22 protein-coding genes are annotated in these 20,617 nt (G+C 73.3%); 14 read left to right on the top strand and 8 right to left on the bottom strand.

All coding sequences use genetic code 11. The features are described from left to right. Positions 1-1,044, bottom strand: coding sequence for an NAD-dependent epimerase/dehydratase family protein (locus E4622_RS07365; protein WP_134739480.1), 1,044 nt, complete (start codon positions 1,042-1,044; stop codon positions 1-3). Between the two features lie 81 nt (positions 1,045-1,125). Here E4622_RS07365 and E4622_RS07360 point away from each other — a divergent pair, with 81 nt between their 5' ends. After that, on the top strand, positions 1,126-2,508 hold the full coding sequence (locus tag E4622_RS07360) for a M15 family metallopeptidase (RefSeq protein ID WP_134739479.1): 1,383 nt from the start codon (positions 1,126-1,128) through the stop codon (positions 2,506-2,508). 34 nt (positions 2,509-2,542) lie between these two features. After that, positions 2,543-4,330 (top strand): ABC transporter ATP-binding protein, encoded by a 1,788-nt coding sequence (locus tag E4622_RS07355; protein WP_245155935.1) that lies wholly within the window; start codon positions 2,543-2,545, stop codon positions 4,328-4,330. On the opposite strand, the gene E4622_RS07350 is transcribed toward E4622_RS07355, so the two are convergent. Continuing rightward, a complete protein-coding gene (locus tag E4622_RS07350; protein ID WP_134739478.1) occupies positions 4,300-5,541 on the bottom strand; it encodes an MFS transporter in 1,242 nt (413 codons plus the stop codon). The genes E4622_RS07355 and E4622_RS07350 overlap by 31 nt on opposite strands. 87 nt (positions 5,542-5,628) lie before the next feature. Here E4622_RS07350 and E4622_RS07345 point away from each other — a divergent pair, with 87 nt between their 5' ends. After that, positions 5,629-6,039, top strand: a complete 411-nt coding sequence (locus E4622_RS07345; protein WP_134739477.1) for an HIT family protein — start codon at positions 5,629-5,631, stop codon at positions 6,037-6,039. On the opposite strand, the gene E4622_RS07340 is transcribed toward E4622_RS07345, so the two are convergent. Beyond that, positions 6,036-7,298, bottom strand: a complete 1,263-nt coding sequence (locus tag E4622_RS07340) for a hypothetical protein (protein ID WP_134739476.1) — start codon at positions 7,296-7,298, stop codon at positions 6,036-6,038. The genes E4622_RS07345 and E4622_RS07340 overlap by 4 nt on opposite strands. Positions 7,299-7,490: 192 nt before the next feature. Between E4622_RS07340 and fabG the strand changes: the two genes are divergently transcribed. Continuing rightward, positions 7,491-8,258, top strand: a complete 768-nt coding sequence (fabG, locus tag E4622_RS07335) for a 3-oxoacyl-ACP reductase FabG (protein ID WP_134739475.1) — start codon at positions 7,491-7,493, stop codon at positions 8,256-8,258. Positions 8,259-8,341: 83 nt separating this feature from the next. Further along, the gene (locus tag E4622_RS07330; protein WP_134739474.1) at positions 8,342-9,355 is read left to right on the top strand and encodes a DUF3048 domain-containing protein; all 1,014 of its coding nucleotides are present in this window, start codon (positions 8,342-8,344) and stop codon (positions 9,353-9,355) included. Between the two features lie 111 nt (positions 9,356-9,466). Here the strand turns inward: E4622_RS07330 and E4622_RS07325 are convergent, their stop codons facing one another. Next, positions 9,467-10,150, bottom strand: coding sequence for a TetR/AcrR family transcriptional regulator (locus E4622_RS07325; protein ID WP_134739473.1), 684 nt, complete (start codon positions 10,148-10,150; stop codon positions 9,467-9,469). A 135-nt stretch (positions 10,151-10,285) separates the two neighbouring features. On the opposite strand from E4622_RS07325, the gene E4622_RS07320 reads away from it, so the two are divergent. The 5 genes from E4622_RS07320 to E4622_RS07300 all read left to right on the top strand — a co-directional run bounded on the left by E4622_RS07320 (position 10,286) and on the right by E4622_RS07300 (position 14,197). Beyond that, positions 10,286-10,816, top strand: a complete 531-nt coding sequence (locus E4622_RS07320) for a hypothetical protein (protein ID WP_134739472.1) — start codon at positions 10,286-10,288, stop codon at positions 10,814-10,816. A 52-nt stretch (positions 10,817-10,868) separates the two neighbouring features. Beyond that, positions 10,869-11,426, top strand: coding sequence for a YqgE/AlgH family protein (locus tag E4622_RS07315; RefSeq protein WP_134739471.1), 558 nt, complete (start codon positions 10,869-10,871; stop codon positions 11,424-11,426). 70 nt (positions 11,427-11,496) lie between these two features. After that, positions 11,497-11,745, top strand: a complete 249-nt coding sequence (locus E4622_RS07310) for a DUF3039 domain-containing protein (RefSeq protein ID WP_134740716.1) — start codon at positions 11,497-11,499, stop codon at positions 11,743-11,745. Beyond that, the gene (locus E4622_RS07305; protein WP_134739470.1) at positions 11,742-13,532 is read left to right on the top strand and encodes a DEAD/DEAH box helicase; all 1,791 of its coding nucleotides are present in this window, start codon (positions 11,742-11,744) and stop codon (positions 13,530-13,532) included. The genes E4622_RS07310 and E4622_RS07305 overlap by 4 nt, the downstream gene beginning before the upstream one ends. 29 nt (positions 13,533-13,561) lie before the next feature. Then, positions 13,562-14,197 carry a helix-turn-helix domain-containing protein gene (locus tag E4622_RS07300; RefSeq protein ID WP_134739469.1) on the top strand — a complete coding sequence of 212 codons (636 nt, stop codon included), beginning with the start codon at positions 13,562-13,564 and terminating at the stop codon, positions 14,195-14,197. A gap of 16 nt (positions 14,198-14,213) precedes the next feature. Here E4622_RS07300 and E4622_RS07295 read toward each other — a convergent pair whose 3' ends face one another. Continuing rightward, positions 14,214-14,720 (bottom strand): helix-turn-helix domain-containing protein, encoded by a 507-nt coding sequence (locus tag E4622_RS07295; protein ID WP_134739468.1) that lies wholly within the window; start codon positions 14,718-14,720, stop codon positions 14,214-14,216. A gap of 54 nt (positions 14,721-14,774) precedes the next feature. Here E4622_RS07295 and E4622_RS07290 point away from each other — a divergent pair, with 54 nt between their 5' ends. Then, positions 14,775-15,224, top strand: a complete 450-nt coding sequence (locus E4622_RS07290) for a PaaI family thioesterase (protein WP_209021835.1) — start codon at positions 14,775-14,777, stop codon at positions 15,222-15,224. Here E4622_RS07290 and E4622_RS07285 read toward each other — a convergent pair. Then, positions 15,217-15,675: an Lrp/AsnC family transcriptional regulator gene (locus tag E4622_RS07285; RefSeq protein ID WP_134739467.1), complete on the bottom strand. Its 459-nt coding sequence runs from the start codon at positions 15,673-15,675 to the stop codon at positions 15,217-15,219. The two genes, E4622_RS07290 and E4622_RS07285, sit on opposite strands and share 8 nt — an antisense overlap. 81 nt (positions 15,676-15,756) lie before the next feature. On the opposite strand from E4622_RS07285, the gene hppD reads away from it, so the two are divergent. Beyond that, positions 15,757-16,974, top strand: a complete 1,218-nt coding sequence (gene hppD / locus E4622_RS07280; RefSeq protein ID WP_134739466.1) for a 4-hydroxyphenylpyruvate dioxygenase — start codon at positions 15,757-15,759, stop codon at positions 16,972-16,974. Positions 16,975-17,041: 67 nt separating this feature from the next. Further along, positions 17,042-17,572 (top strand): DUF1697 domain-containing protein, encoded by a 531-nt coding sequence (locus tag E4622_RS07275; RefSeq protein WP_134739465.1) that lies wholly within the window; start codon positions 17,042-17,044, stop codon positions 17,570-17,572. Here the strand turns inward: E4622_RS07275 and E4622_RS07270 are convergent. Both E4622_RS07270 and E4622_RS07265 read right to left on the bottom strand, forming a co-directional pair. Continuing rightward, entirely contained in the window at positions 17,544-18,782 is a 1,239-nt protein-coding gene (locus E4622_RS07270) for an MFS transporter (protein ID WP_134739464.1), read from the bottom strand. The genes E4622_RS07275 and E4622_RS07270 overlap by 29 nt on opposite strands. After that, positions 18,779-19,282: a helix-turn-helix domain-containing protein gene (locus tag E4622_RS07265; RefSeq protein ID WP_134739463.1), complete on the bottom strand. Its 504-nt coding sequence runs from the start codon at positions 19,280-19,282 to the stop codon at positions 18,779-18,781. Before E4622_RS07265 ends, E4622_RS07270 begins: the two co-directional genes overlap by 4 nt. Before the next feature lie 260 nt (positions 19,283-19,542). Here E4622_RS07265 and E4622_RS07260 point away from each other — a divergent pair, with 260 nt between their 5' ends. Beyond that, positions 19,543-20,532, top strand: coding sequence for a type IV toxin-antitoxin system AbiEi family antitoxin domain-containing protein (locus E4622_RS07260; RefSeq protein ID WP_167736009.1), 990 nt, complete (start codon positions 19,543-19,545; stop codon positions 20,530-20,532). The last annotated feature ends 85 nt before the right edge of the window (positions 20,533-20,617 follow it).

Below are 20,617 nucleotides of genomic sequence, written 5' to 3'. Positions count from 1 at the left end.
TCAGTCCCGCAGCGGTGCGGTCGCGAAGGCCGGGAGGCCGTCCTCGGGGGACACCGCGGCGGAGAAGCCCAGCTCCTCGCGCGCCAGGCGCGGGGAGGCGACCACGTGGCGCACGTCGCCGGCGCGGTACTGGCCGGTGACCTCGGGCGCCAGCTCGCTGCCGGTCCCGCCGGCCACCAGCTCGGCGACGCGCGCGATCGTCACCGGCTCGCCGGAGCAGACGTTGTAGGCCGCCGCACCGCCCGCGGGCAGGCCCACCACGGCCTCCAGAGCGGCCACGTTGGCCGCGGCGACGTCGCTGACGTGCACGAAGTCGCGCATCTGACCGCCGTCCTCGTAGACGCGGGGCGCCTCGCCGCGCTCGAGCGAGGAGCGGAACATCGCCGCCACCCCGGAGTAGGGGGTGTCGCGCGGCATCCCCGGTCCGTAGACGTTGTGGTAGCGCAGCGAGACGACCGCGGAGTCGGCCTGGCGCGCCCACGTGGAGGCGTAGTGCTCCTGGGCGAGCTTGCTGGCGGCGTAGGTGCTGCGCGGGTCCAGGCGAGCGCTCTCCTCCACGAGCGCCCACGTGAGCGCGCGGCCGCAGTGGGGGCAGTGGTTCTCGAAGTCGCCGGCGTCCAACGCTGCCCGCGCGCGCGGCGGAGGCTGCTGGTGCCCGTGCTCGGGGCACTCGTAGCGGCCCTCGCCGTAGACCACCATCGACGAGGCCAGGACGAGCGAGGCGACCCCCGCCTCGTGCATCGCGGCCAGCAGGGCGGCGGTGCCGAGGTCGTTGTGCGAGGCGTACGACGGAAGGTCGCCCACGCGCACGCCCGCGCCGACGAGGGCGGCCTGGTGGCACACCGCGTCGACGCCGCGCAGCAGGTCGACCCACTCGAGCGCGTCGCGGACGTCGAGCCGGTGGGTGCCCGCCGGGGGCTCCGAGCGACCGTGGGCCGCGGGCAGCATCAGGTCCACGGGGACCGTCTCGTGCCCGGCGGACTCGAGCGCGGTGGCGATCGCGCTCCCGATGAAACCGGCCGAGCCCGTCAGCAGCACCCTCATGCGCCCATCATGCGGGGTGGCTCGCACCGACACGCCGGGGGAGGGGCCCAGCCGTCACTGCGCGTCGGGGAGACTCCTCCCATGTCGTTCGGGCGCTGGGTGGTCGCAGTCGTGTCGGTCCTGCTCGCGGTGACGGCGGTGCCGGCGAGCGCCGCGGCGCCCGCGCCGACGGCGCTCACGCTGACCGCGCCCGGCGGCTACGCCGACGCCTCGACCAACCTCACGGTGACCTTGACCCACAGCGGCGGGTCGCCGCTGGACGGCGCGCAGGTGCTCGTCGAGCGCCAGGTCGCCGGTGTCTGGCAGCCGGCCGGCACGGTCACGACGGACGCGGCCGGCGCCGCGCCGCTCGGCCAGGTGCTGCGACGGGCCGCGCGCGACAACGTCTGGCGGGCGTCCTACGCCGGCGACGCGACGTACGCCCCGGCGGTCTCGCCGGTGGTCGCCGCGCCCCTGACCCGCCGTCGCAGCCTGGCCTCCATCTCCGTCCCGCGCCGCGTCGTCGACGAGCGCTCGGTCACCGCCCGGGTCCGCTGGCAGACGACGACCGGCGTGCCGGTCGTCGGGACCGTCCAGCTGCAGCGGCGCACCGCCGGCCGGCGCTGGCGCGCCGCGGGGTCGGTCACGACGCGCTCCGACGGTCGGGTGCAGATCCGGCTGCGGCCCCGCGTCGACACCCGCTACCGCGTCCGTGCGCCCTCCCTGGACTGGGTCTCCGCCGACGTCAGCGGCGTCCGGGCCGTCGACAACGTGCCGCCGAGCCGGCCGGTCCGCCTGCCGAAGGGCGCCCCCAGGCCGCGGGTCAGGCTGCCCGTGCAGGCCCGGGCCGTGGGGACCGGAGCCAACCTCCGCGTCAGCGCGATCCCGGACGGCATCTGGGACCAGATGACCGGCGTGAGCTGGCACCGCGGCTGCCCCGTGGGCCGCGCCGGCCTGCGGCTGGTACGAGTCAACTACTGGGGCTACGACGGCTACCGCCACCGCGGCGAGGTCGTCGCGGCCACGGGCGCGAGCGACCAGATCGGCGGGGCGCTCGCCGAGATGTACCGCCGCGGCTTCCCGATCCGCTCGATGTACCGCATCGACCGCTTCGGCTGGTCCGGCCGGCTCCAGGGGGGCGACGACTACGAGTCGATGGCGGCCGGCAACACCTCGGCGTTCAACTGCCGCCAGGTCGTCAACCGCCCGGGGGTGCGCTCCCCCCACTCCTACGGCCGGTCCCTGGACGTCAACACCTGGGAGAACCCCTACCGCTCCGCGACGGGCCTGGTCCCCAACAGCTGGTGGCAGTCGCGCTCGCACCCGCTGGTGGCGTGGCGCTCGTCCTCCCACGCCGTCGTACGGCTCATGGCGAGCCACGGGCTGCGCTGGACCTACGGCAACGGCGACACGCAGCACTTCGATGCCGCCCGCAACGGCCGGGTCGTCCTGCCGCGCGCCTGCGTCGCCGAGGTCTGCCACTGACAGAGGCCCCCACCGGTAAGGCTAGCCTTACCCGGTGTCGACCGCCCCGCCCGAAGCCCCGCTGCGCGAGCTGTGGCGCCGCTACCACCGCTACCGCTCCCGCTTCGTGTGGGCGGTGTCGATGTCCGTGCTCAACAAGGTCGCCGACGTCGTCCCGGAGCTGCTCATCGGCGCCGCCGTCGACGTCGTCGTCCGCGGCTCGGACTCGTTGGCCGGCGAGGTGCTCGGCGTCGAGTCGCGCTACACCCAGCTGGCGTGGCTGGCCGGCATCAACGCGGTCATCTGGCTGGTCGAGTCCGCCTCCGAGTACGTCGCCGACGTGCTGTGGCGCGGGCTGGCGCAGGGCGTCGAGCACGACCTGAGGGTCGAGGCCTACGACCACGTGCAGCACCTCGACCTGGGGTGGCACGAGGCCCGGCCGGCGGGCTCGACGCTGGCCACGCTCAACGACGACGTCAACCAGCTGGAGCGCTTCCTCGACGTGGGCGCCCCGGCGATCCTGCAGACCGTGCTCAACGTGCTGCTGGTCGGCGCGGTGTTCGCGGCCTCGTCCTGGACCCTGCTGGTGCTCGCGTTCCTCCCGATCCCGCTCATCGTGGTGGGCTCGCTGGTCTTCCAGCGCCGGCTCGAGCCGCTCTACGCCCGGGTGCGCGAGGCGGTCTCGGACCTGTCGAGCGCCCTGTCCGCCAACCTCGGCGGGATCGCCACCATCAAGGCGTTCACCGCCGAGGACCGCGAGCGCGACCGGATCACGTCGGTGTCCGCGGCCTACCGCGACGCCAACTCCCGGGCGATCCGCTCGTCGGCGGCCTTCGTGCCGCTGGTCCGGCTGGCGATCCTCGCCGGCTTCACCTGCACCCTGCTGCTCGGTGGCTGGGCCACCCTGCGCGGCGACCTCGCGGTCGGCCTCTACTCCGTGCTGGTCTTCATGACCCAGCGACTGCTGTGGCCGCTCACCGAGGTCGCGACGGTGCTCGACCTCTACCAGCGCGGCCGGGCCTCGGCCGGGCGGATCCTCGCGCTGCTCGCCGTGCCCGTGACGGTGCCGGCCGGGAGCACGGTGCTGGCCCGCCCCGTGGGCGGGCGCCTGGAGCTGCGCGGGGTCCGGGCCGGCTACGCCGACGGCCCCGACGTGCTGCACGGCATCGACCTGGTGGTGCCTGCCGGCGAGACGCACGCCGTGGTGGGGCCGACCGGGTCGGGCAAGTCGACGCTGCTGCGCCTGGTGCTGCGCTTCGACGACCCCCGCGCCGGCTCGGTGCTCCTCGACGGCCAGGACATGCGCGAGCTCGACTGGGACTCGCTGCGCGGCTCGATGGGCTACGTCGCCCAGGACGTGTTCCTCTTCGCCGGGACGATCGCCGACAACATCGCCTACGGCGCCCCGCACGCGTCGCGCGAGGAGATCCGTCGGGCCGCGGCGCAGGCCGCGGCGCTCGACGTCGTCGACGCGCTGCCCGAGGGGCTGGACACGCCCGTGGCGGAGCGCGGAGTGACGCTCTCGGGGGGCCAGCGCCAACGGCTCGCGCTCGCGCGGGCGCTGCTGCGCGACCCGGCGGTGCTGGTGCTGGACGAGGCGACCAGCGCGGTGGACAACGAGACCGAGGCGGCCATCCAGCGCTCGCTCGCCGAGGTCGGTGCCCGACGCACGGCGCTGGTGGTCGCGCACCGGCTCTCCACCGTGCGCCACGCCGACCGGATCTGGGTCATGGACGCCGGCCGCATCACCGAGAGCGGCACCCACGACGAGCTGGTCGCCCGCGGCGGCGCCTACGCCGCCCTGTGGGCGGTTCAGACCGGCGAGGCCGCCGCGGTCGTCTGAGCGCGGGCCGCGAGCAGGCGACGCGCGGGTCGCTGTCCGGCGGCGGCGAGGACCAGCGCCAGTGCGGTGGCGAGGACCGTCACCCCGAACGCGGCGGTGTAGCCCCGGTCGTCGGCCAGCCGCCCGGCCACGCCCGACCCGACGGCGTACCCGATGCCGGTGGCGCCGGCCAGCAGCGTCATCGCCAGCCCCACGCGGGTCGGGGGGACGGCCCGCTCGCCGATGCTGAAGACGCCGATCATGTACGGCGCCACGCCGAAGCCCAGCAGCAGGACCGCGGCGACCAGGGCGCCGACCGAGTCCACCACCAGCAGCGGCGCGGCCAGCAGCAGCAGGAGCGCGGCCGAGACGAGCACCCGGCGCTCCTGGCCGAACGTCGGCGGGAGCGCCACCGTGGCGAGGCCGGCGAGCACGCTGCCCACCCCGAGGCAGGCGTGGACGATCCCGGCGAGCCCAGGCTGGCCGGCGTCGGTGGTCAGGGCGGTGGTGCCGGTCTGGATCGAGCCGAAGAGCATCCCGATGCACAGCTGGGCGAGGAGCAGGCCCACGAAGACCAGGCCCAGCATCGGCCCGTGACCGCCGAGCGGGGCGGCGGCGGGCCCGGTCATCCGCGCGGTCGGGTGCACGGCGAAGGCGCAGCCGAAGACCACGAGCAGGCCGGCGGCGACCAGCACGGCGGCCGCGGGCGACACGGCTGCCACGAGCAGCCCCACGAGGGCGGGGCCGAGCACGAAGGACGCCTCGTCGGCGGCGCCCTCGTAGGAGAACGCCGCGTCCATCAGCCGCTCCTGCCCACCGCGGGCGGGGCTCGTGATCGGCCGCCAGCGGACCCGCGCCAGCGGGCCCACCTGCGGCAGCATGAGCCCGGCCGCCGCGGCGGTCGCGGTGAGGACCGCCGACGAGGCCTCGGCGCGCGTGAGCAGCACGAGCAGCACCAGGCCGGCCGACCCCGCGAGCGACTGCACGAGCACGACGGGACGCTGGCCCACCCGGTCGGCGAGCCCGCCGGCGAGCGGGGAGCCGACGGCGTTGGCCACCGCGAGCGCGCCGGCGGCCAGCCCGCCGGCGCCGTAGCTGTCGGTGGCGCTGGATACGAGCAGCAGGGTGCCGATCTGGCTCATGCTCAGCGGCAGCCGGCCGAGGAACGCCACGAGGACGTAGAGGGGGCCGGCCAGGTGGAGCAGGCGGCGGTAGGAGGCGAGCGGCGACACGGTGGTCCTCAGGGTAGGAGTCGACAGCGCGTCGAACCCACCTCCAAGACGCGCGAAACCCTGTGCCCCTGAAGGATACTCGCGGACATGCCTGACTGTGTCTTCTGCGCGATCGTGGCCGGCGAGGCCGACGCCGACGTCGTCCTCGACGACGACGACTTCCTCGCGTTCCTCGACCGGCGCCCGGTGTTCAAGGGCCACGTCCTGCTGGTGCCGCGCCGGCACGTGGTGACGCTGCCCGACCTGCCGGCCGAGCTGCGCGACGGCTTCCTCGCGGCCGCCCAGCGGATCGCCACCGCCGTCGTCGACGGCCTCGGCGCGCAGGGCAGCTTCGTCGCGATGAACAACATCGTCAGCCAGTCCGTGCCCCACCTGCACCTGCACGTCGTGCCCCGCACCAAGGGCGACGGCCTGCGGGGGTTCTTCTGGCCGCGCACGAAGTACGCCGACGCCGAGTCGGCCGAGTACGCCGCCCGGCTGCGCGCCGTCCTCGACTAGTCCCGTGCCGGGCGGTAGCGGCGCACGTCGACGTCCGCGAGGCCGCGCACCGGGTGCCGCCGGCCGCTGAGGACGGCGTCGTAGCGACGCTGGTGGCGCAGGTAGCGCGCGAAGAACGCGTGCACGTAGGCCTGGGCGACCCGCTGCTCGGGTCCGCGCCGCAGCGTGTCGTCGAGCTCCTCGGGGTCCCACGCGTAGCACCGACCGGGTCGACCGGCCGGGTGCTGCGCGTCGTCCACGGCGCCGGGCCGCCCCGTGCCGCCGGCCCACCGCGAGTTGAGGTTGTTGTGGTTGGCGCCGTGCACGGTCAGCCCGATGTTGACCGGGTTGCCGACCCGCTGGGCCAGCACGTTGTACTCGTCGCGGCCGGTGGCGTCGCACGTCCCGGCCCAGGTGGCCAGGGGCAGGTCGCTCACCTCGAGCCGTCGGGTGGCGTGGTCCATGAAGGGCGGCTCGGCCGCCGCCATCCCGAAGACCGCCCGGAGCCGGACCCCGTCGGGCACGCGCTCTCGGTGGGAGTCGGCGGCCGCCCACACCACGCCACGACCGCCGCGCGAGTGGCCGAGCAACCCGACGTTGCGCAGGTCGACGGAGTCGCGCAGGTCGGGGTGGACCGGGCGTCCCGTGCGCGCGTCGGTCAGGGCGTCGACGAGCGGGCCGGTCCCGCGCTCGACCAGGTCGCGCCAGAGCCGGAGGTGGCGGAACACCACCTGGCCCCGCGCGCGGTCGGCGACCTCGCCCATCTCACCGGCGTTGACCCCGTTGGCGCCGACCGAGACCACCGCGAAGCCCCGGGCCGCCAGGTGCCGGCCGAGGTAGTCGTAGCCGCGGTCGCTGCGGATGGCACGCAGGCGGCCGCGACAGGGCCAGCCCATGTCCGGGCGCCCGCTCGACCGGTCCGCGCAGCTCCAGAAGAGCCCGTGCGCGATGACGACCAGGGACAGGTGCCGCCCCGCGGCCCGGGGCGGCAGGTAGGCGCGGCCCGTGAGCTCGATCGGAGCCAGGCGCTGGGAGGGTGCTCCGTCGCGGGTCGTGCCGTGGAAGCCCGCGACGTGGAAGGCCGCGTCGCCGAGGTCGTACTCCAGGACCTGCACCCGCGCCTCGGGTCGCGGCTCGTGCCCCGCGGCCCGCGCCGCAGGCGCCGCTCCCGCCGGAGGGAGAAGGGTCGGCGCCAGGAGGCCGAGGACCAGGGCGAGCCCCAGGACCAGGGCCCTCGAGGAGGGCAAGTACGTCCGCAGGGACGTCGAGGTGCGAGTCATGACCGCGACCCTGGCAGCGACTTGTCAGGAACCCGTGAGCAGCCGGTCAGGAGCCGGTCAGGATCGGCACGCGCTCCAGGGCGGACCGGCAGCGGCGGGGTCCGCCCCTCCCCGCACCCTCGCGCCACGGCCTTCTAGAGTGGCGGGCGTTCCGGGGCGCACGCCCCCTTCGCCACACGAGGAGAGCTCACCATGGGTCGCTTCGACGGACGCATCGCCGTCATCACCGGGGCCGCGCGCGGCATCGGCTTCGGGACCGCCACGCGGTTCGCCGAGGAGGGCGCGTCGGTCGCGATCATCGACCTCGACGAGACCGCCGCCGCGGAGGCCGCCGCGCGGCTGCCGCTCACCGACGGCGCGAAGGCGGTCGGCATCGGCGCCGACGTCAGTGACGGTGGGTCCGTCGACGCCGCGGTCGCCCGCGTGGTGGAGGAGCTGGGCGGGATCCACATCCTGGTCAACAACGCCGGCATCACCCGGGACAACCTGCTCTTCAAGATGAGCGAGGACGACTGGGACCTGGTCATGGGCGTCCACCTCAAGGGTGCGTTCCTGATGACGAAGGCCGCCCAGAAGCACTTCGTCGCGCAGAAGTACGGCAAGATCCTCAACCTCTCCAGCGTCTCCGCGCTGGGCAACCGCGGCCAGGCCAACTACTCCGCCGCCAAGATGGGCGTCCAGGGCTTCACCCGCACGCTCGGCATCGAGCTGGGCCCCTTCGGCATCAACGCCAACGCCATCGCGCCCGGCTTCATCGCCACCGAGATGACCGACGCCACGGCCGCGCGCCTCAAGATGGACGTCGACGAGTTCCGCGCCCTCAACGCCGAGGCCAACCCGGTGCGCCGGGTCGGCTTCCCGGAGGACATCGCCGCCGCGGCGGCGTTCCTGTGCAGCGACGAGGCCTCCTACATCACCGGCCAGACCCTCTACGTCGACGGCGGCGCCAAGCTCGGCTAGTCACCGCCGCGCGCCTCCCCGGGAGGGCCGCGCCGCACGCGACACTGAAGTCGAGTCGATCACTACACGTTTGGAGTTCTGCCATGCGCTCTGCCCGCATGCTCGCCGGCATCGTCCTGTCCGGATCCCTGCTGCTCGCCGGTTGCGGCGGCGACGACAAGGGCGGCGGCAAGGAGTCGGAGGAGCCGGAGGCCGCGCCTTCGGCAGCGGTGGAGGTCCCCGACACCTGGCCGCTCACGGGCCTGCAGGTGCCGGACGGCCAGCAGGTCGAGAAGCAGCACCCGGTGATGGTGCTCAAGATGGACAACACCGCCTCCAGCGCGCCGCAGGTCGGCCTGAGCAAGGCCGACCTGGTGGTCGAGGAGCTCGTCGAGGGTGGGGTCACCCGCCTGGCGGCGTTCTACTACTCCAAGATCCCCGGCGACGTGGGCCCGGTGCGCTCGATGCGCGCGAGCGACATCGGCATCGTGGCGCCCGTCAAGGGCGCCATGGTCACCAGCGGCGCCGCGGCCGTGACCATCGGTCGCATCCAGGGCGCCGGCATCGAGTTCTTCCAGGAGGGCGCCAAGGGCTTCTACCGCGACTCCGGGCGCAGCGCCCCCTACAACCTCTTCACCGACATGAGCAAGACCGCGACGCTGGCCAAGGGCAAGGCCGCGCGACCCGACGACTACCTGCCGTGGGGCACCGCCGCCGACCTGCCGAAGGGCCAGAAGGCCACGAGCATCGCGGCCAGCTTCTCCGGCGGCCACACGACCAACTGGGTCTTCCGCGACAAGGGCTACGTCAACGAGAACACCTTCGCCGCCGACGGCGACGAGTTCCCGGCCGACTCCGTGCTGGTGCTGCGGGTCAAGGTCGGCGACGCCGGCTACACCGACCCGGCCGGCAACCCCGTCCCGGAGACCAAGTTCGAGGGCAAGGGTGCCGCCCTGCTGTTCCACAACGGCCGCCTGGTCCGCGGGACCTGGGCCAAGAAGAACCTCAAGGCCCCGATCCAGCTGACCACCAAGGCCGGCAAGCTCCTCGTCCCCGCCGGCAAGACCTGGATCGAGCTCGTCCCTGAGGGCAACGGCGGCAACATCACCTTCCAGTAGGCGTCGACCAACCGCTGGTCGAGCAGCGAGCGCAGCGAGCGAACGTCGAGACCCCCGCACCCGGCCTCCCGCCTCGGGTCAGGGGGTCTCGACGGACGCTGCGGCGTGGGGTCAGTCGGCGAGGGCGTTGGGGAGCTGGACGTCGTTCTCGACCAGGATCTGGAAGCCGGCGAGGATGAAGCCGATGGCGGTCTCGACGCGGACCGCCGCCGCGATCGGGTCCTCGGAGCCGGAGACGGCCTCGCCGGCGGACGACATGGCGCCGAAGAAGATCCGCGCGAAGGTCTGCTGCATGTCGTCGTCGAGCTCCCACTTGCCGGCGGCGAGGACCGACTGGACGATGTCGAGGACGTTGGCGAAGGTCGAGCGCTCCTCCTGCTCGCGGTAGCGCTCGTAACCGAGGATGGCGGGGCCCTCCTGGATCACGATCCGGCGGTAGCGGGGCTCCTGGACGACCTCGAGGTGGGCGCGCAGGCCGGCGCGGGCCTTGTCCCACGGGTCACGGTGCCCGCGCAGCGCCTTCTTGACGGCCTGGGCGGCGTCGCTCTCGACGCGCTCGAAGACCGCCTCGAAGAGCGCCTGCTTGCCGCTGAAGTGGTGGTAGAGCGCACCCTTGGTCACCCGCGCGCCGCCGACGATCTGGTCCAGCGAGGTCGCGGCGTAGCCCTGGTCGGTGAACAGCGTCTGCGCCACGTCGATCAGGGCGCGCTTGGTGGAGGCGGAGTACGCCGCCCGTCGGCTCGCGCCCACGGAGGGCACCTGGGGCACCAGCTTGGACACCGAGGACTTGCTCATCCCCCGAACCTTACGTGTGGCGCTCGTCTCTGGTGGCCGGGATCACCCGGCTCACGGTTGGCAGACCGGCGGTCGGTTGCATACTCTCGGTACGTACTCACGGTATGTGAGTGCCACCAAGTAGGGGGAACCACCATGACCTGGACGACCTTCCACCACCGGGGCGAGATCCTGCGCTCCGTCATCCGCACCGCCGACGAGCGCCGGGACGCCACGCTTCCCACGGACCTCGACGGTGTGACCGAGACCTTCCGCGACGAGCTCGAGCTGCTCGCCGCCCTCCAGCTGCGCTGGCACACGCACCTCGCCGGTCGCATCGAGCGCGCGCTCTCCGACCAGCCCCTCGACCTCGACGCCGCCGTCGAGGACGCATGGGCCGACAGCGCGGACGCCCTCCCCGGGGTCCGCCTGATCCTCGACGGCTACCGCTCCGCGCCGCTGGACGACGACATGGGCCGGGCGATGGCCAAGGCCACCGCCAAGGAGCACATGATGCTGGCCGTCATGGCCGGCCGCTCCAGCGTCGGTGACCCCGCGGCCGCCGCGGTCGGCGCCCGGATCGAGGAGGCGGCCCGCCTGCGCCACCGCGGCCGACCGGCCACGGCGAGCGTGACCGACGTACGCCCCGGCCTGCTGGAGCGCCTCAAGGCGGTCGTCGCCGCCTAGCCCACCCTGCGGGGTGCAGCCCGGGTCGACCGGCGTGCTGCAGAATGGCGAGGTGACCGCGGTGGAGGCAGGTGTGCTGCTGGTCGCCACCCCTGCGCTCGACGACCCGAACTTCACCGACACGGTGATCCTGGTCCTCGACGCCGACGACAGCGGCACCCTCGGCGTGGTGCTGAACCGCCCGTCGGGACTGCCGGTCGCGGACGTGCTCGACGCGTGGCAGGACGTCGTGTCCGGCCCCGAGGTGCTCTTCCAGGGCGGCCCGGTGATGACCGAGGGTGCGCTCGCCGTCGCCCTGCTCACCGCCTCGGCCGACAGCCCCGTCGGCTTCCGCGAGGTCACCGGCCAGCTCGGCCTGATCGACCTCGACACCCCCGTCGAGCTGCTCGGCGACAGCCTGGACTCGCTGCGGATCTTCGCCGGGTACGCCGGCTGGGGGGCCGGCCAGCTGGACGGCGAGATCGAGACGGGCAGCTGGTACGTCGTGCCCGCGACCGCCGACGACGTGTTCCGCGAGGACCCCTCGGACCTGTGGCGCGACGTGCTGCGGCGCCAGCCGGGGGAGCTGGCGTGGCACTCCACGCGGCCCTCGGACCCCGAGCTCAACTGACTCTCCACCGACGCTCCGACGGATTGATCGGGGCCACCGCAGAGGGCTTAGAGTTGGAGCCGTGACCTCCATCGGCTTCTCGACCAAGACCGACACCGACGTCGAGCAGGACCGCCGTACCGTCCCGACCGACGAGGGTGACCACGAGCGCTTCTCGCACTACGTCGACAAGGACAAGCTCACGGAGGCGATGGTGATGGGCACCCCGGTCGTCGCCCTGTGCGGCAAGGTCTGGGTGCCGAGCCGGGCGCCGGAGAAGTTCCCGGTCTGCCCCGAGTGCAAGGACGCCTGGGAGAGCTTCAAGGGCGACGACGAGTGACGGGCGGCGACTCCGAAGCCGCCGTCCACCTCACCCCCGCACTCACCCCGGCCTGGCCGGACCGCGCGGCGTGGGGCACCGCGCCCTCGCTGCGTGCCTGGCAGACCGCGGCGATGGCCGACTACCTCCAGCGCGCTCCTCAGGACTTCCTCGCGGTCGCGACGCCGGGCGCGGGCAAGACGACCTTCGCGCTGTCGGTGGCCTCCGAGCTGATCGGGCGCCGCATCGTCGACCGGATCATCGTCGTGGCGCCCACCGAGCACCTCAAGCTGCAGTGGGCCGAGGCCGCCGCGCGCGCCGGGATCCCGATCGACCCGACGTACTCCGCGGGCTCGGGCAAGATCTCGAGCGACTACCTCGGGGTCGCGGTGACCTACGCCGGCGTCGCGGTCAACCCGCTCGCGATGCGGATCCGCACCGAGCGCTTCAAGACCCTGGTGATCCTCGACGAGGTGCACCACGCCGGTGACGCGCTGTCGTGGGGCGAGGGCGTGCGCGAGGCATTCCAGCCCGCGGCCCGCCGCCTGGCGCTGACCGGCACGCCGTTCCGCTCCGACATCAACCCGATCCCGTTCGTCACCTACGCGCCGGGGCCCGACGGGGTGCCGCGCTCGGTCGCGGACTTCACCTACGGCTACTCCCAGGCGCTCGCCGACCATGTCGTGCGCCCGGTGCTCTTCCTGGCCTACTCCGGTGAGATGACCTGGCGCACGCGCGCCGGCGACGAGATCGCCGCCCGGCTGGGGGAGCCGCTCACCAAGGACCTCACCTCGCAGGCCCTGCGCACCGCCCTCGACCCGTCGGGCGCGTGGGTGCCGTCGGTGCTGGAGGCTGCCGACCGCCGGCTCTCGGAGGTACGTCGCCACGTGCCCGACGCGGGCGGGCTCGTGATCGCGACCGACCAGGAGTCGGCGCGGGCCTACGCCAAGCTGCTCAAGCGCATCACCGGTGAGTCGCCGGTCGTCGTGCTCTCCGACGAGAAGGCCGCGTCGAAGAAGATCTCGACGTTCGCCACGAGCGACGCCCGCTGGATGGTCGCCGTGCGGATGGTCTCCGAGGGCGTCGACGTCCCGCGCCTGGCCGTCGGCGTCTACGCCACCACCACCTCGACCCCGCTGTTCTTCGCGCAGGCCGTCGGTCGCTTCGTGCGTGCGCGCAACCGCGCCGAGAGCGCCTCGATCTTCGTGCCGTCGGTCCCGGCCCTGCTGGGCTTCGCCTCCGAGATGGAGGTCGAGCGCGACCACGTCCTGGGGCGCAAGATCAACGACGAGGGCGACATCTTCGCGGCCGAGAAGGAGCTGATGGCGCAGGCGGAGGCGACCCAGACCGAGGGCGACGACGAGGGTCTGCCGTTCGAGGCGCTGGGCTCCGAGGCGCGCTTCGACCGGGTGCTCTACGACGGCGGCGAGTTCGGCCACGAGGGCGAGGTCCACGTCGGCTCCGAGGAGGAGATGGACTTCCTCGGCATCCCCGGCCTGCTCGAGCCCGGCCAGATGCGCGAGCTGCTGCAGCAGCGCCAGAGCGACCGCGCCCAGAAGCAGAAGCGGGTCGCGGTCGAGTCCGACACCGTCGCGGAGGTCTCGACCCACGAGCAGCTCGCTGTGCTGCGCCGCGAGCTCAACGGCCTGGTCGCGGCGTGGTTCCACCGCACCGGCCAGGCCCACGGGATCACCCACGCCGCGCTGCGCAAGGAGTGCGGCGGCCCGGCGGCCGCGGTCGCCAACGCCGAGCAGCTGCACCTGCGCATCGACCGACTGCGCGAGTGGGCCTCGCGCAAGTCGTCCTAGACGCTGGACGCCCGACCTAGGGTGGCGGCATGCCCGTGGAGACGTCCCAGACCCTCGACCGGGGGCTGCGCGTCCTGACGGTGCTGGCCTCGGCCCCCGACGGCCTGACCGTGACCGAGCTGGCGGCGCGGCTGGACGTCAACCGCACGGTGGTCTACCGCCTGGTGAGCACCCTCGAGCAGCACGCGCTCGTGCGGCGCAGCTCCCGCGGTCGCCTGCACGTCGGCCTCGGCATGCTCCACCTCGCGGCCGCGGTGCACCCGCTCGTGCGCGACGTCGCCGTCCCGGTGCTGCGGCAGCTGGCCGAGTCGGTCGGGTCCACGGCCCACCTGACCGTGGCCGAGGGGGACGAGGCGCTCGCGCTCGCGGTCGTCGAGCCGTCGTGGACCGACTTCCACGTCAGCTACCGCATCGGGTCGCGCCACCCGCTCCAGCAGGGCGCGGCCGGCAAGGCGCTCCTGGCCGGGCGCGAGGGCGACCTCACGCCGTACGTCGTGACGGCGGGGGAGCTGCAGGCCGGCGCCCGCGGGCTGGCCGCGCCGGTGACGGGCGTCAACGGGCTCGAGGCCAGCATCGGGATCGTGACCCTGGGCGAGCTCGACGAGGACGTCGTCGGGCCCCAGGTCGTCGAGGCGGCCGCGCGGCTGGCCGAGCAGCTCGCCTGAGCGCGCTGCTCGGGCGCTACCGCTCCTGCGGTGCGGCCAGCGGGCGGACCCCCGGCCCGGGTCGGGGCGCGACCTGCCGCACGTCGTCGACCCGGTGGCCCGCGGCGCACTCCAGCACGGGGTGCACCGGCTTCCCGCAGCCGCGGTGCGCGAACTCGACCGGCGGGCCCTCGGGGTCGGCGACGTAGCGGTCGCCCCAGGCCGCCAGGGCGACCATCACCGGGTAGAGGTCGAGCCCCTTGGCGGTGAGGCGGTACTCGTGGCGGGCCCGCTCGCCCGGCACCTGGTAGGGCTCGCGGCGCAGGATGCCGTGGTCGATGAGCAGCGTCAGCCGGTTGGTCAGCACCTGGCGCGGCATCGACGTGTGGCGGCGCATGTCGTCGAAGCGGCGTACGCCGTTGAAGACCTCGCGCAGCACCACGATCGTCCCGCGCTCGCCCAGGATCTCCATGGTGCGCCCGACCGTGCAGTTGTCGGTCGCGAAGGCCAGGGCCGGGGGAGTGTCGGCGGCGCGGCTGGTCATGACGCCACCCTAGGTCTTGTTGACAGACCCAGCAAGGACCGGCAGGCTGGGTCCGTGACCCAGACCCAGGTGGACCCGACCGCGATGGACGGCTACGAGCAGCTGCAGGCCATGATCGACGGCCGGCTGCCACCCCCGCCGATCGCCGACACCATCGGGCTGGTCAACTTCGGCGGCGAGCGCGGCGAGATCTCGGTCGAGCTGGTGCCCGAGCTGCGCCACTACAACCCGCTCGGCTCCGTGCACGGCGGGGTGCTGTCCACGATGCTCGACACCGCCGCCGGGTGCTCGGTGCACTCCACGCTCGCCGTGGGGGAGGGCTACACCTCGTTGGACCTGACCGTGAAGTTCCTGCGTCCGGCGACCGTCGACTCCGGCCTGCTGCGCGCGGTCGGTCGAGTGGTCCACCGCGGGCGGCGTACGGCGCTGGCCGAGGCGCAGGTCCTCGACGCCCGCGGCAAGCTGGTCGCGCACGCGACCAGCAGCTGCATGATCTTCAGCTAGAGGCGCCGACCAGCGGCAGCACCCGGTAGGGCACCTGCGTCTCCAGCGCCATCACGGTCGAGGCCCGCTGCACGCCGGCGACCGCGACCACCCGGTCGATGACGCGCTGCAGGTCGGCGTTGGTGCGGGCGACCACGCGGCACCACAGGTCGCCGGCGCCGGTGATCGTGTAGGCCTCCAGCACCTCGGGCACTCCTGCGAGGTGCTGGGCGACGGCCTCGTGGCCCGAGGACTGGCTGATCTCGAGGGTCAGGAACGCCGTCACGGGGTAGCCCAGCGCCTCAGGAGCGAGGTCCGGCCCCCACCCGGTGACCACCCCGGAGGACTCGAGCTTGTCGAGGCGCGCCTGCACCGTGCCGCGGGCGACGCCGAGGCGCCGCGACGCCTCCAGGACGCCCACGCGCGGCTCGGTGGCGAACAGCCCGATCAGGTTGCGGTCGAGATCGTCCATGCGTGCCTCCGATGTCGGACAGTCTGTCCAGTCGTGAGGCCGACTGTTGCACAGAATGTCACCGCTCGACACCCTGAGGCCATGACGACTACGGCATCCACCGGCGGCGCCCTGACCGCCGACGAGCTCAAGGCCGACCTCACCCTCGAGCAGCTGCGCCAGCTCGTGGGTCTCGTCGAGTACGACGAGGACGGCGACGTCTTCCCGGTCACCGGCTGGGACGCGATCGTGTTCGTGGTCGGCAACGCCACCCAGGCCGCGCACTACTACCAGTCCGCCTGGGGCATGGAGCTGGTCGCCTACTCCGGCCCGGAGAACGGCCAGCGCGACCACAAGTCGTTCGTCCTGCGCTCGGGCTCGATCAGGTTCGTCGTCAACGGCGCGGTCGACCCCGACAGCCCACTGGCCGACCACCACCGCCGCCACGGCGACGGCGTCGTCGACATCGCTCTCGAGGTGCCCGACGTCGACAAGTGCATCGCCCAGGCCCGCAAGGCCGGCGCCACGGTCGTCCGCGAGCCCGAGGACGTCACCGACGAGCACGGCACGGTGCGGATCGCCGCCATCGCGACGTACGGCGAGACCATCCACACCCTCGTCGACCGCAGCCGCTACGCCGGCCCCTACCTGCCCGGCTACGTCGCCCAGCAGAGCACCTTCGTGAAGCCCGAGGGCCAGCCCAAGCGGCTCTTCCAGGCCCTCGACCACATCGTCGGCAACGTCGAGCTCGGCCACATGGACGAGTGGGTCGGCTTCTACAACCGGGTCATGGGCTTCGTGAACATGGCGGAGTTCATCGGCGACGACATCGCCACCGACTACTCCGCGCTGATGAGCAAGGTCGTCGCCAACGGCAACCACCGCGTGAAGTTCCCGCTCAACGAGCCGGCGATCGCGAAGAAGAGGTCGCAGATCGACGAGTACCTCGAGTTCTACCGCGGCGCCGGAGCCCAGCACCTCGCCGTCGCGACCAACGACATCGTGGCCTCCGTCGACGCGCTGCGCGCCAACGGCGTGGAGTTCCTCGTGACGCCCGACTCCTACTACGAGGACCCCGAGCTGCGCGCCCGCATCGGCAACGTCCGGGTGCCGATCGAGGAGCTGCAGCAGCGCGGGATCCTGGTGGACCGCGACGAGGACGGCTACCTGCTCCAGATCTTCACCAAGCCGCTCGGCGACCGCCCCACCGTCTTCTTCGAGCTGATCGAGCGCCACGGCTCCCTCGGCTTCGGCAAGGGCAACTTCAAGGCCCTCTTCGAGGCCATCGAGCGCGAGCAGGACGCCCGCGGCAACCTCTGACTTACAGCAGGCGTGCCGGGCGGGCTCGGGCCGGGCCGCCCACGCCCGGGCTGGCATGATCGCTCGCATGGCGACGTACGTGGCGTTCCTGCGGGCGATCAACCTGGGCGCCACGCGGAAGTTCCCGAAGGCCGCGATCGTCGCGGCGACGCAGGCGGCCGGCTTCGCGGACGTCGAGACCCACATCAACACCGGCAACGTCCGGCTGAGCACGGCGATGCGGTCGCGGGCGCGGATCGAGACGGCGCTCGAGGGCGCCTACCGGGAGTCGCAGGGCTTCGAGGTGCCCACGATCGTCCTGTCCCAGGCCGAGCTGGGCCGGGTGGTCGACGACGCCGCAGAGCTGGGCGAGGGCCACGAGGGGCGCCACTACGTGTCGCTGCTCAAGCAGGAGCCGGACCCGGAGGCCGCGCGGACGCTGGAGGCGCGGACGACCGAGGAGGAGCGGGTGGTCGTCCGTGGGCGTGCCGTCCACCTGCTCGTCCGGGAGAGCTACCTGGACTCGATGACCACCAACGCGACGGTCGAGAGGCTGCTCGGCGTCGCGACCAACCGCAACCTGACGGTGCTCAGCGCGGTACGTCGTAAGTGGTGCTGACCCGCTCCAGGTCGCGCACCGACCTCGACAGCAGCGTGATCCCGGCGATCGCGGCGTAGGCGACGCCGCCGGCGAGGATCACGTGCTGCACCCCGAAGTGGACGCCGAGCGGGCCGAACAGCAGCTGCCCGACCGGGATCGCGACGAACGAGCCGAGGGCGTCGTAGGAGTAGGCGCGCGAGAGCATCTCGTCGGGGATGTGCTCCTGCATGGCGAGGTTCCAGCCGAGGTTGAAGACCTCGGTGCCGGCGCCGGCCAGGACCATCACCGCCATCACCGGGGCCACCTGGGGGTGCAGGCCGAGCATGATCATCGGCAGCGCCAGCGCGCCGATGCCGACCATCCCGAAGAGCAGCGGCCGCTCCAGGCGGACCCGCGTCATCACCAGCGTCATCACCAGCAGGCCCACGGCCTCCGCCGACAGCACCAGCCCCCAGCCGCGCTCGCCGAGGTCGCTCTGCTTGGCCAGCACCGGGCCGAGGGTGGAGATCGCGCCCGAGTGGATCGCGTTGAGCGCCATGAATGCCAGCACGACGACCCACAGCCAGGTCGTGCTCCGGAAGACCGTCCAGCCCTCGCGGAGCTCGACCAGCATGCTGGGCCCGTCCTGGCGGCGTACGGGCGCGGGGATGCGCACCCTCAGCAGGAGCGCCGCCGAGACGAGGTACGTCGTGCCGTCCACGGCGAGCGCCCAGCCGGGGCCGGCCGTGACCACGAGGATGCCGGCGACCGACGGGCCGATGACCGTGAGCGTCCCGCGCATCATCGAGATCAGCACGTTGGCCTGCTGGAGCTGCTCGCGCGGGACGAGCTGGGGCAGCACGCTGGCGATGGCCGGGAAGCTCAGGGCCGACGACGTGCCGATGACCGCGGCCAGGCACACGAGCTGCCACACCTGCGCGTGCCCGCCGAGCACGAGCGCGGCGATCGACAGCTGGCACAGGCCGGAGACCACGTTGGAGGTCTGGATCACCAGCGTGCGGCCGAAGCGGTCCGCGACGACACCCCCGACGAGCAGGAAGACCACCATCGGGATGCTCATCGCGGCCAGCACGGTCCCGAGGGCGCTGGGCGAGTCGCTGACCTCCAGCACGGCGAAGGCCAGCGCCACGCTCGCCATCGTGGTGCCGGCCATGTTGACCATGCGGGCGAGGAAGTACCAGCGGAAGTTCTGCTCGCGCAGCGGCGCGAGCGCGCCGGGGCGACTCACGACGTCATCCCGAACGCCGCGACCGTGAGGCTGACCGGCGCCGTGCCCTCGGTGCGCGACGGCCGCGCCTCGGCGTGGACCAGCTCGGAGGCCTCCACGACCAGGCGGACGGCGCGCTCCCAGACCTCCGGCTCCACCCAGAGCTCGGCGTCGGTGAAGCTGGCCTTCGGCCCGGGCTCGCGCAGGTCCATGCGACGCACCATCTCGTGGGCCATGGTGCGGATGTCGACGCCCCGCCGGCGGTCCCCGTGGTCCTCCTGGCGCCACGGGTGGCGGTAGCGCTTGGCGACCCCGCCGCGGATCCGCTCCTCGCCCGCGACCACGACCTCACCGGCGTCCAGCAGGACCCGCAGGTGGTAGGAGGCGTTGGCGTGCGTGACGCCCAGCTCGCGCGCCACCTCGGCCGCGGACAGCTCCGCGGCGGTGAGCAGCGACAGGATCCGCAACCGCAGCGGGTGCGCCGTGGAGCGCAGTGCCCTGACGTCGTCCGAGTCTGACATGACAACCTCCCAATGGTCGTTGGGGAGTCTGCCTCGGGGTGGTCGTGACTGTCAAGCGGTTGTTGGGGAGTCACCGCTCACCACCGCTGTAACGCGGAGTTATCCGCTCTGGTGCGCCCCTGCGGAGGGGCACCAGAGCAGATAACTCAGCGTTACAAGCGTCGGGGCGCCGCCGGGGTCGGACCGGTTGTCCACAGGCTGCGCCGGCGCGGCGCCGGCGGGCGGCCGATGAAGGGCGCCATCGGGGGATGAGGCCACGGGTGGCCGCCTTCATGGCGTCGCAGAACGGGCTGGTGCTGCGGCGACAGGCGCGGCAGGGCGGCATGACCGGCGACGCCATCGACCGCTTGGTCCATGCGGGGGAGTGGGTCGCCGTACGGCGGGGCGTCTACGCGACCGCCGCCCTCTGGGAGTCGCTCGACGTCCACGTCGGCAGGCCGCTGCTGAGGGCGCGCGCGGCCAGCCGCAACATGCTGGTGCCGCACGTCATGAGCCACGACTCCGCCGCGCTCGCCCACGGGCTGCCGATCCTGGCGGCCGTCCCCGAGCTCGTCCACATCACGCGCTTCGGCGTCGTCGGCAGTCGGACCAAGCACGGGGTCAAGCACCACCGCGCCCCGCACCTGCCCGAGGAGCTGGTCGAGATCGACGGGATCTGGACCCTCGACCGCGCCCGCACCGCCGTCGACATCGCGCGTGAGCACGGGCTGCGACACGGACTGGCGGCGTGCGACTCGGCGCTGCGGCTCGGGGTGTCGCGTGCGGACCTGTGGGCGGCGGTCGCGCCGATGACCTGCTGGCCCTACGTCACGGTCGCCCGCGAGGCGGTCGAGCTCGCCGACCACCGCGCCGACAACGTCGCGGAGTCCCTCACCCGGCTCCTCGTCCTCGAGCTGGGGGTCGGCCCGGTGGAGCCGCAGTTCGGGCTCCGCGACGGCTCTCGCAGGGCATGGTGCGACGTCCGCGTCGGGCGCCACGTCGTGGAGTTCGACGGCAAGCTGAAGTACCAGCCCGCCGCGGAGGGCGGCGTCGCCACGGTCGACCCCCAGCTGGTCCGGTGGCGCGAGAAGAAGCGGCAGGACTGGATCTGCGGCTTCCACCTCGGCATGTCCCGCATCACCTGGGCAGACGTGCAGCCCGACCGCTGGGAGTCCACGAAGCGCCGCGTGCTCCGCGAGTACCACGCCACCCGGGCCCGCTACGGCACCTCCATCGCCGACCTGGCGCCGTACGTCATCACCGCCGCCTGACGCCGCGGGCCGAGCCGCGCCGCCGCGGCCGCGCCGATCCCGCGTCTGGTGCCCCTCTGTCGGCTCTTCGGCTCCCCTGCAGGGG

The sequence above is a fragment of the Nocardioides sp. 503 genome, assembly GCF_004522095.1.
Classification (GTDB): domain Bacteria; phylum Actinomycetota; class Actinomycetes; order Propionibacteriales; family Nocardioidaceae; genus Nocardioides.
The sequence above is the reverse complement of the archived record's forward strand: the minus strand, read 5'-3'. Positions and strand labels throughout refer to the sequence as shown.

Coding starts and splice junctions, on each gene's coding strand:
- E4622_RS07365 (WP_134739480.1), bottom strand. CDS start 1,044: ATGAGGGTGCTGCTGACGGGCTCGGCCGGTTTCATCGGGAGCGCGATC.
- E4622_RS07360 (WP_134739479.1), top strand. CDS start 1,126: ATGTCGTTCGGGCGCTGGGTGGTCGCAGTCGTGTCGGTCCTGCTCGCG.
- E4622_RS07345 (WP_134739477.1), top strand. CDS start 5,629: ATGCCTGACTGTGTCTTCTGCGCGATCGTGGCCGGCGAGGCCGACGCC.
- E4622_RS07340 (WP_134739476.1), bottom strand. CDS start 7,298: ATGACTCGCACCTCGACGTCCCTGCGGACGTACTTGCCCTCCTCGAGG.
- fabG (WP_134739475.1), top strand. CDS start 7,491: ATGGGTCGCTTCGACGGACGCATCGCCGTCATCACCGGGGCCGCGCGC.
- E4622_RS07330 (WP_134739474.1), top strand. CDS start 8,342: ATGCGCTCTGCCCGCATGCTCGCCGGCATCGTCCTGTCCGGATCCCTG.
- E4622_RS07325 (WP_134739473.1), bottom strand. CDS start 10,150: ATGAGCAAGTCCTCGGTGTCCAAGCTGGTGCCCCAGGTGCCCTCCGTG.
- E4622_RS07320 (WP_134739472.1), top strand. CDS start 10,286: ATGACCTGGACGACCTTCCACCACCGGGGCGAGATCCTGCGCTCCGTC.
- E4622_RS07300 (WP_134739469.1), top strand. CDS start 13,562: ATGCCCGTGGAGACGTCCCAGACCCTCGACCGGGGGCTGCGCGTCCTG.
- E4622_RS07295 (WP_134739468.1), bottom strand. CDS start 14,720: ATGACCAGCCGCGCCGCCGACACTCCCCCGGCCCTGGCCTTCGCGACC.
- E4622_RS07285 (WP_134739467.1), bottom strand. CDS start 15,675: ATGGACGATCTCGACCGCAACCTGATCGGGCTGTTCGCCACCGAGCCG.
- hppD (WP_134739466.1), top strand. CDS start 15,757: ATGACGACTACGGCATCCACCGGCGGCGCCCTGACCGCCGACGAGCTC.
- E4622_RS07275 (WP_134739465.1), top strand. CDS start 17,042: ATGGCGACGTACGTGGCGTTCCTGCGGGCGATCAACCTGGGCGCCACG.
- E4622_RS07265 (WP_134739463.1), bottom strand. CDS start 19,282: ATGTCAGACTCGGACGACGTCAGGGCACTGCGCTCCACGGCGCACCCG.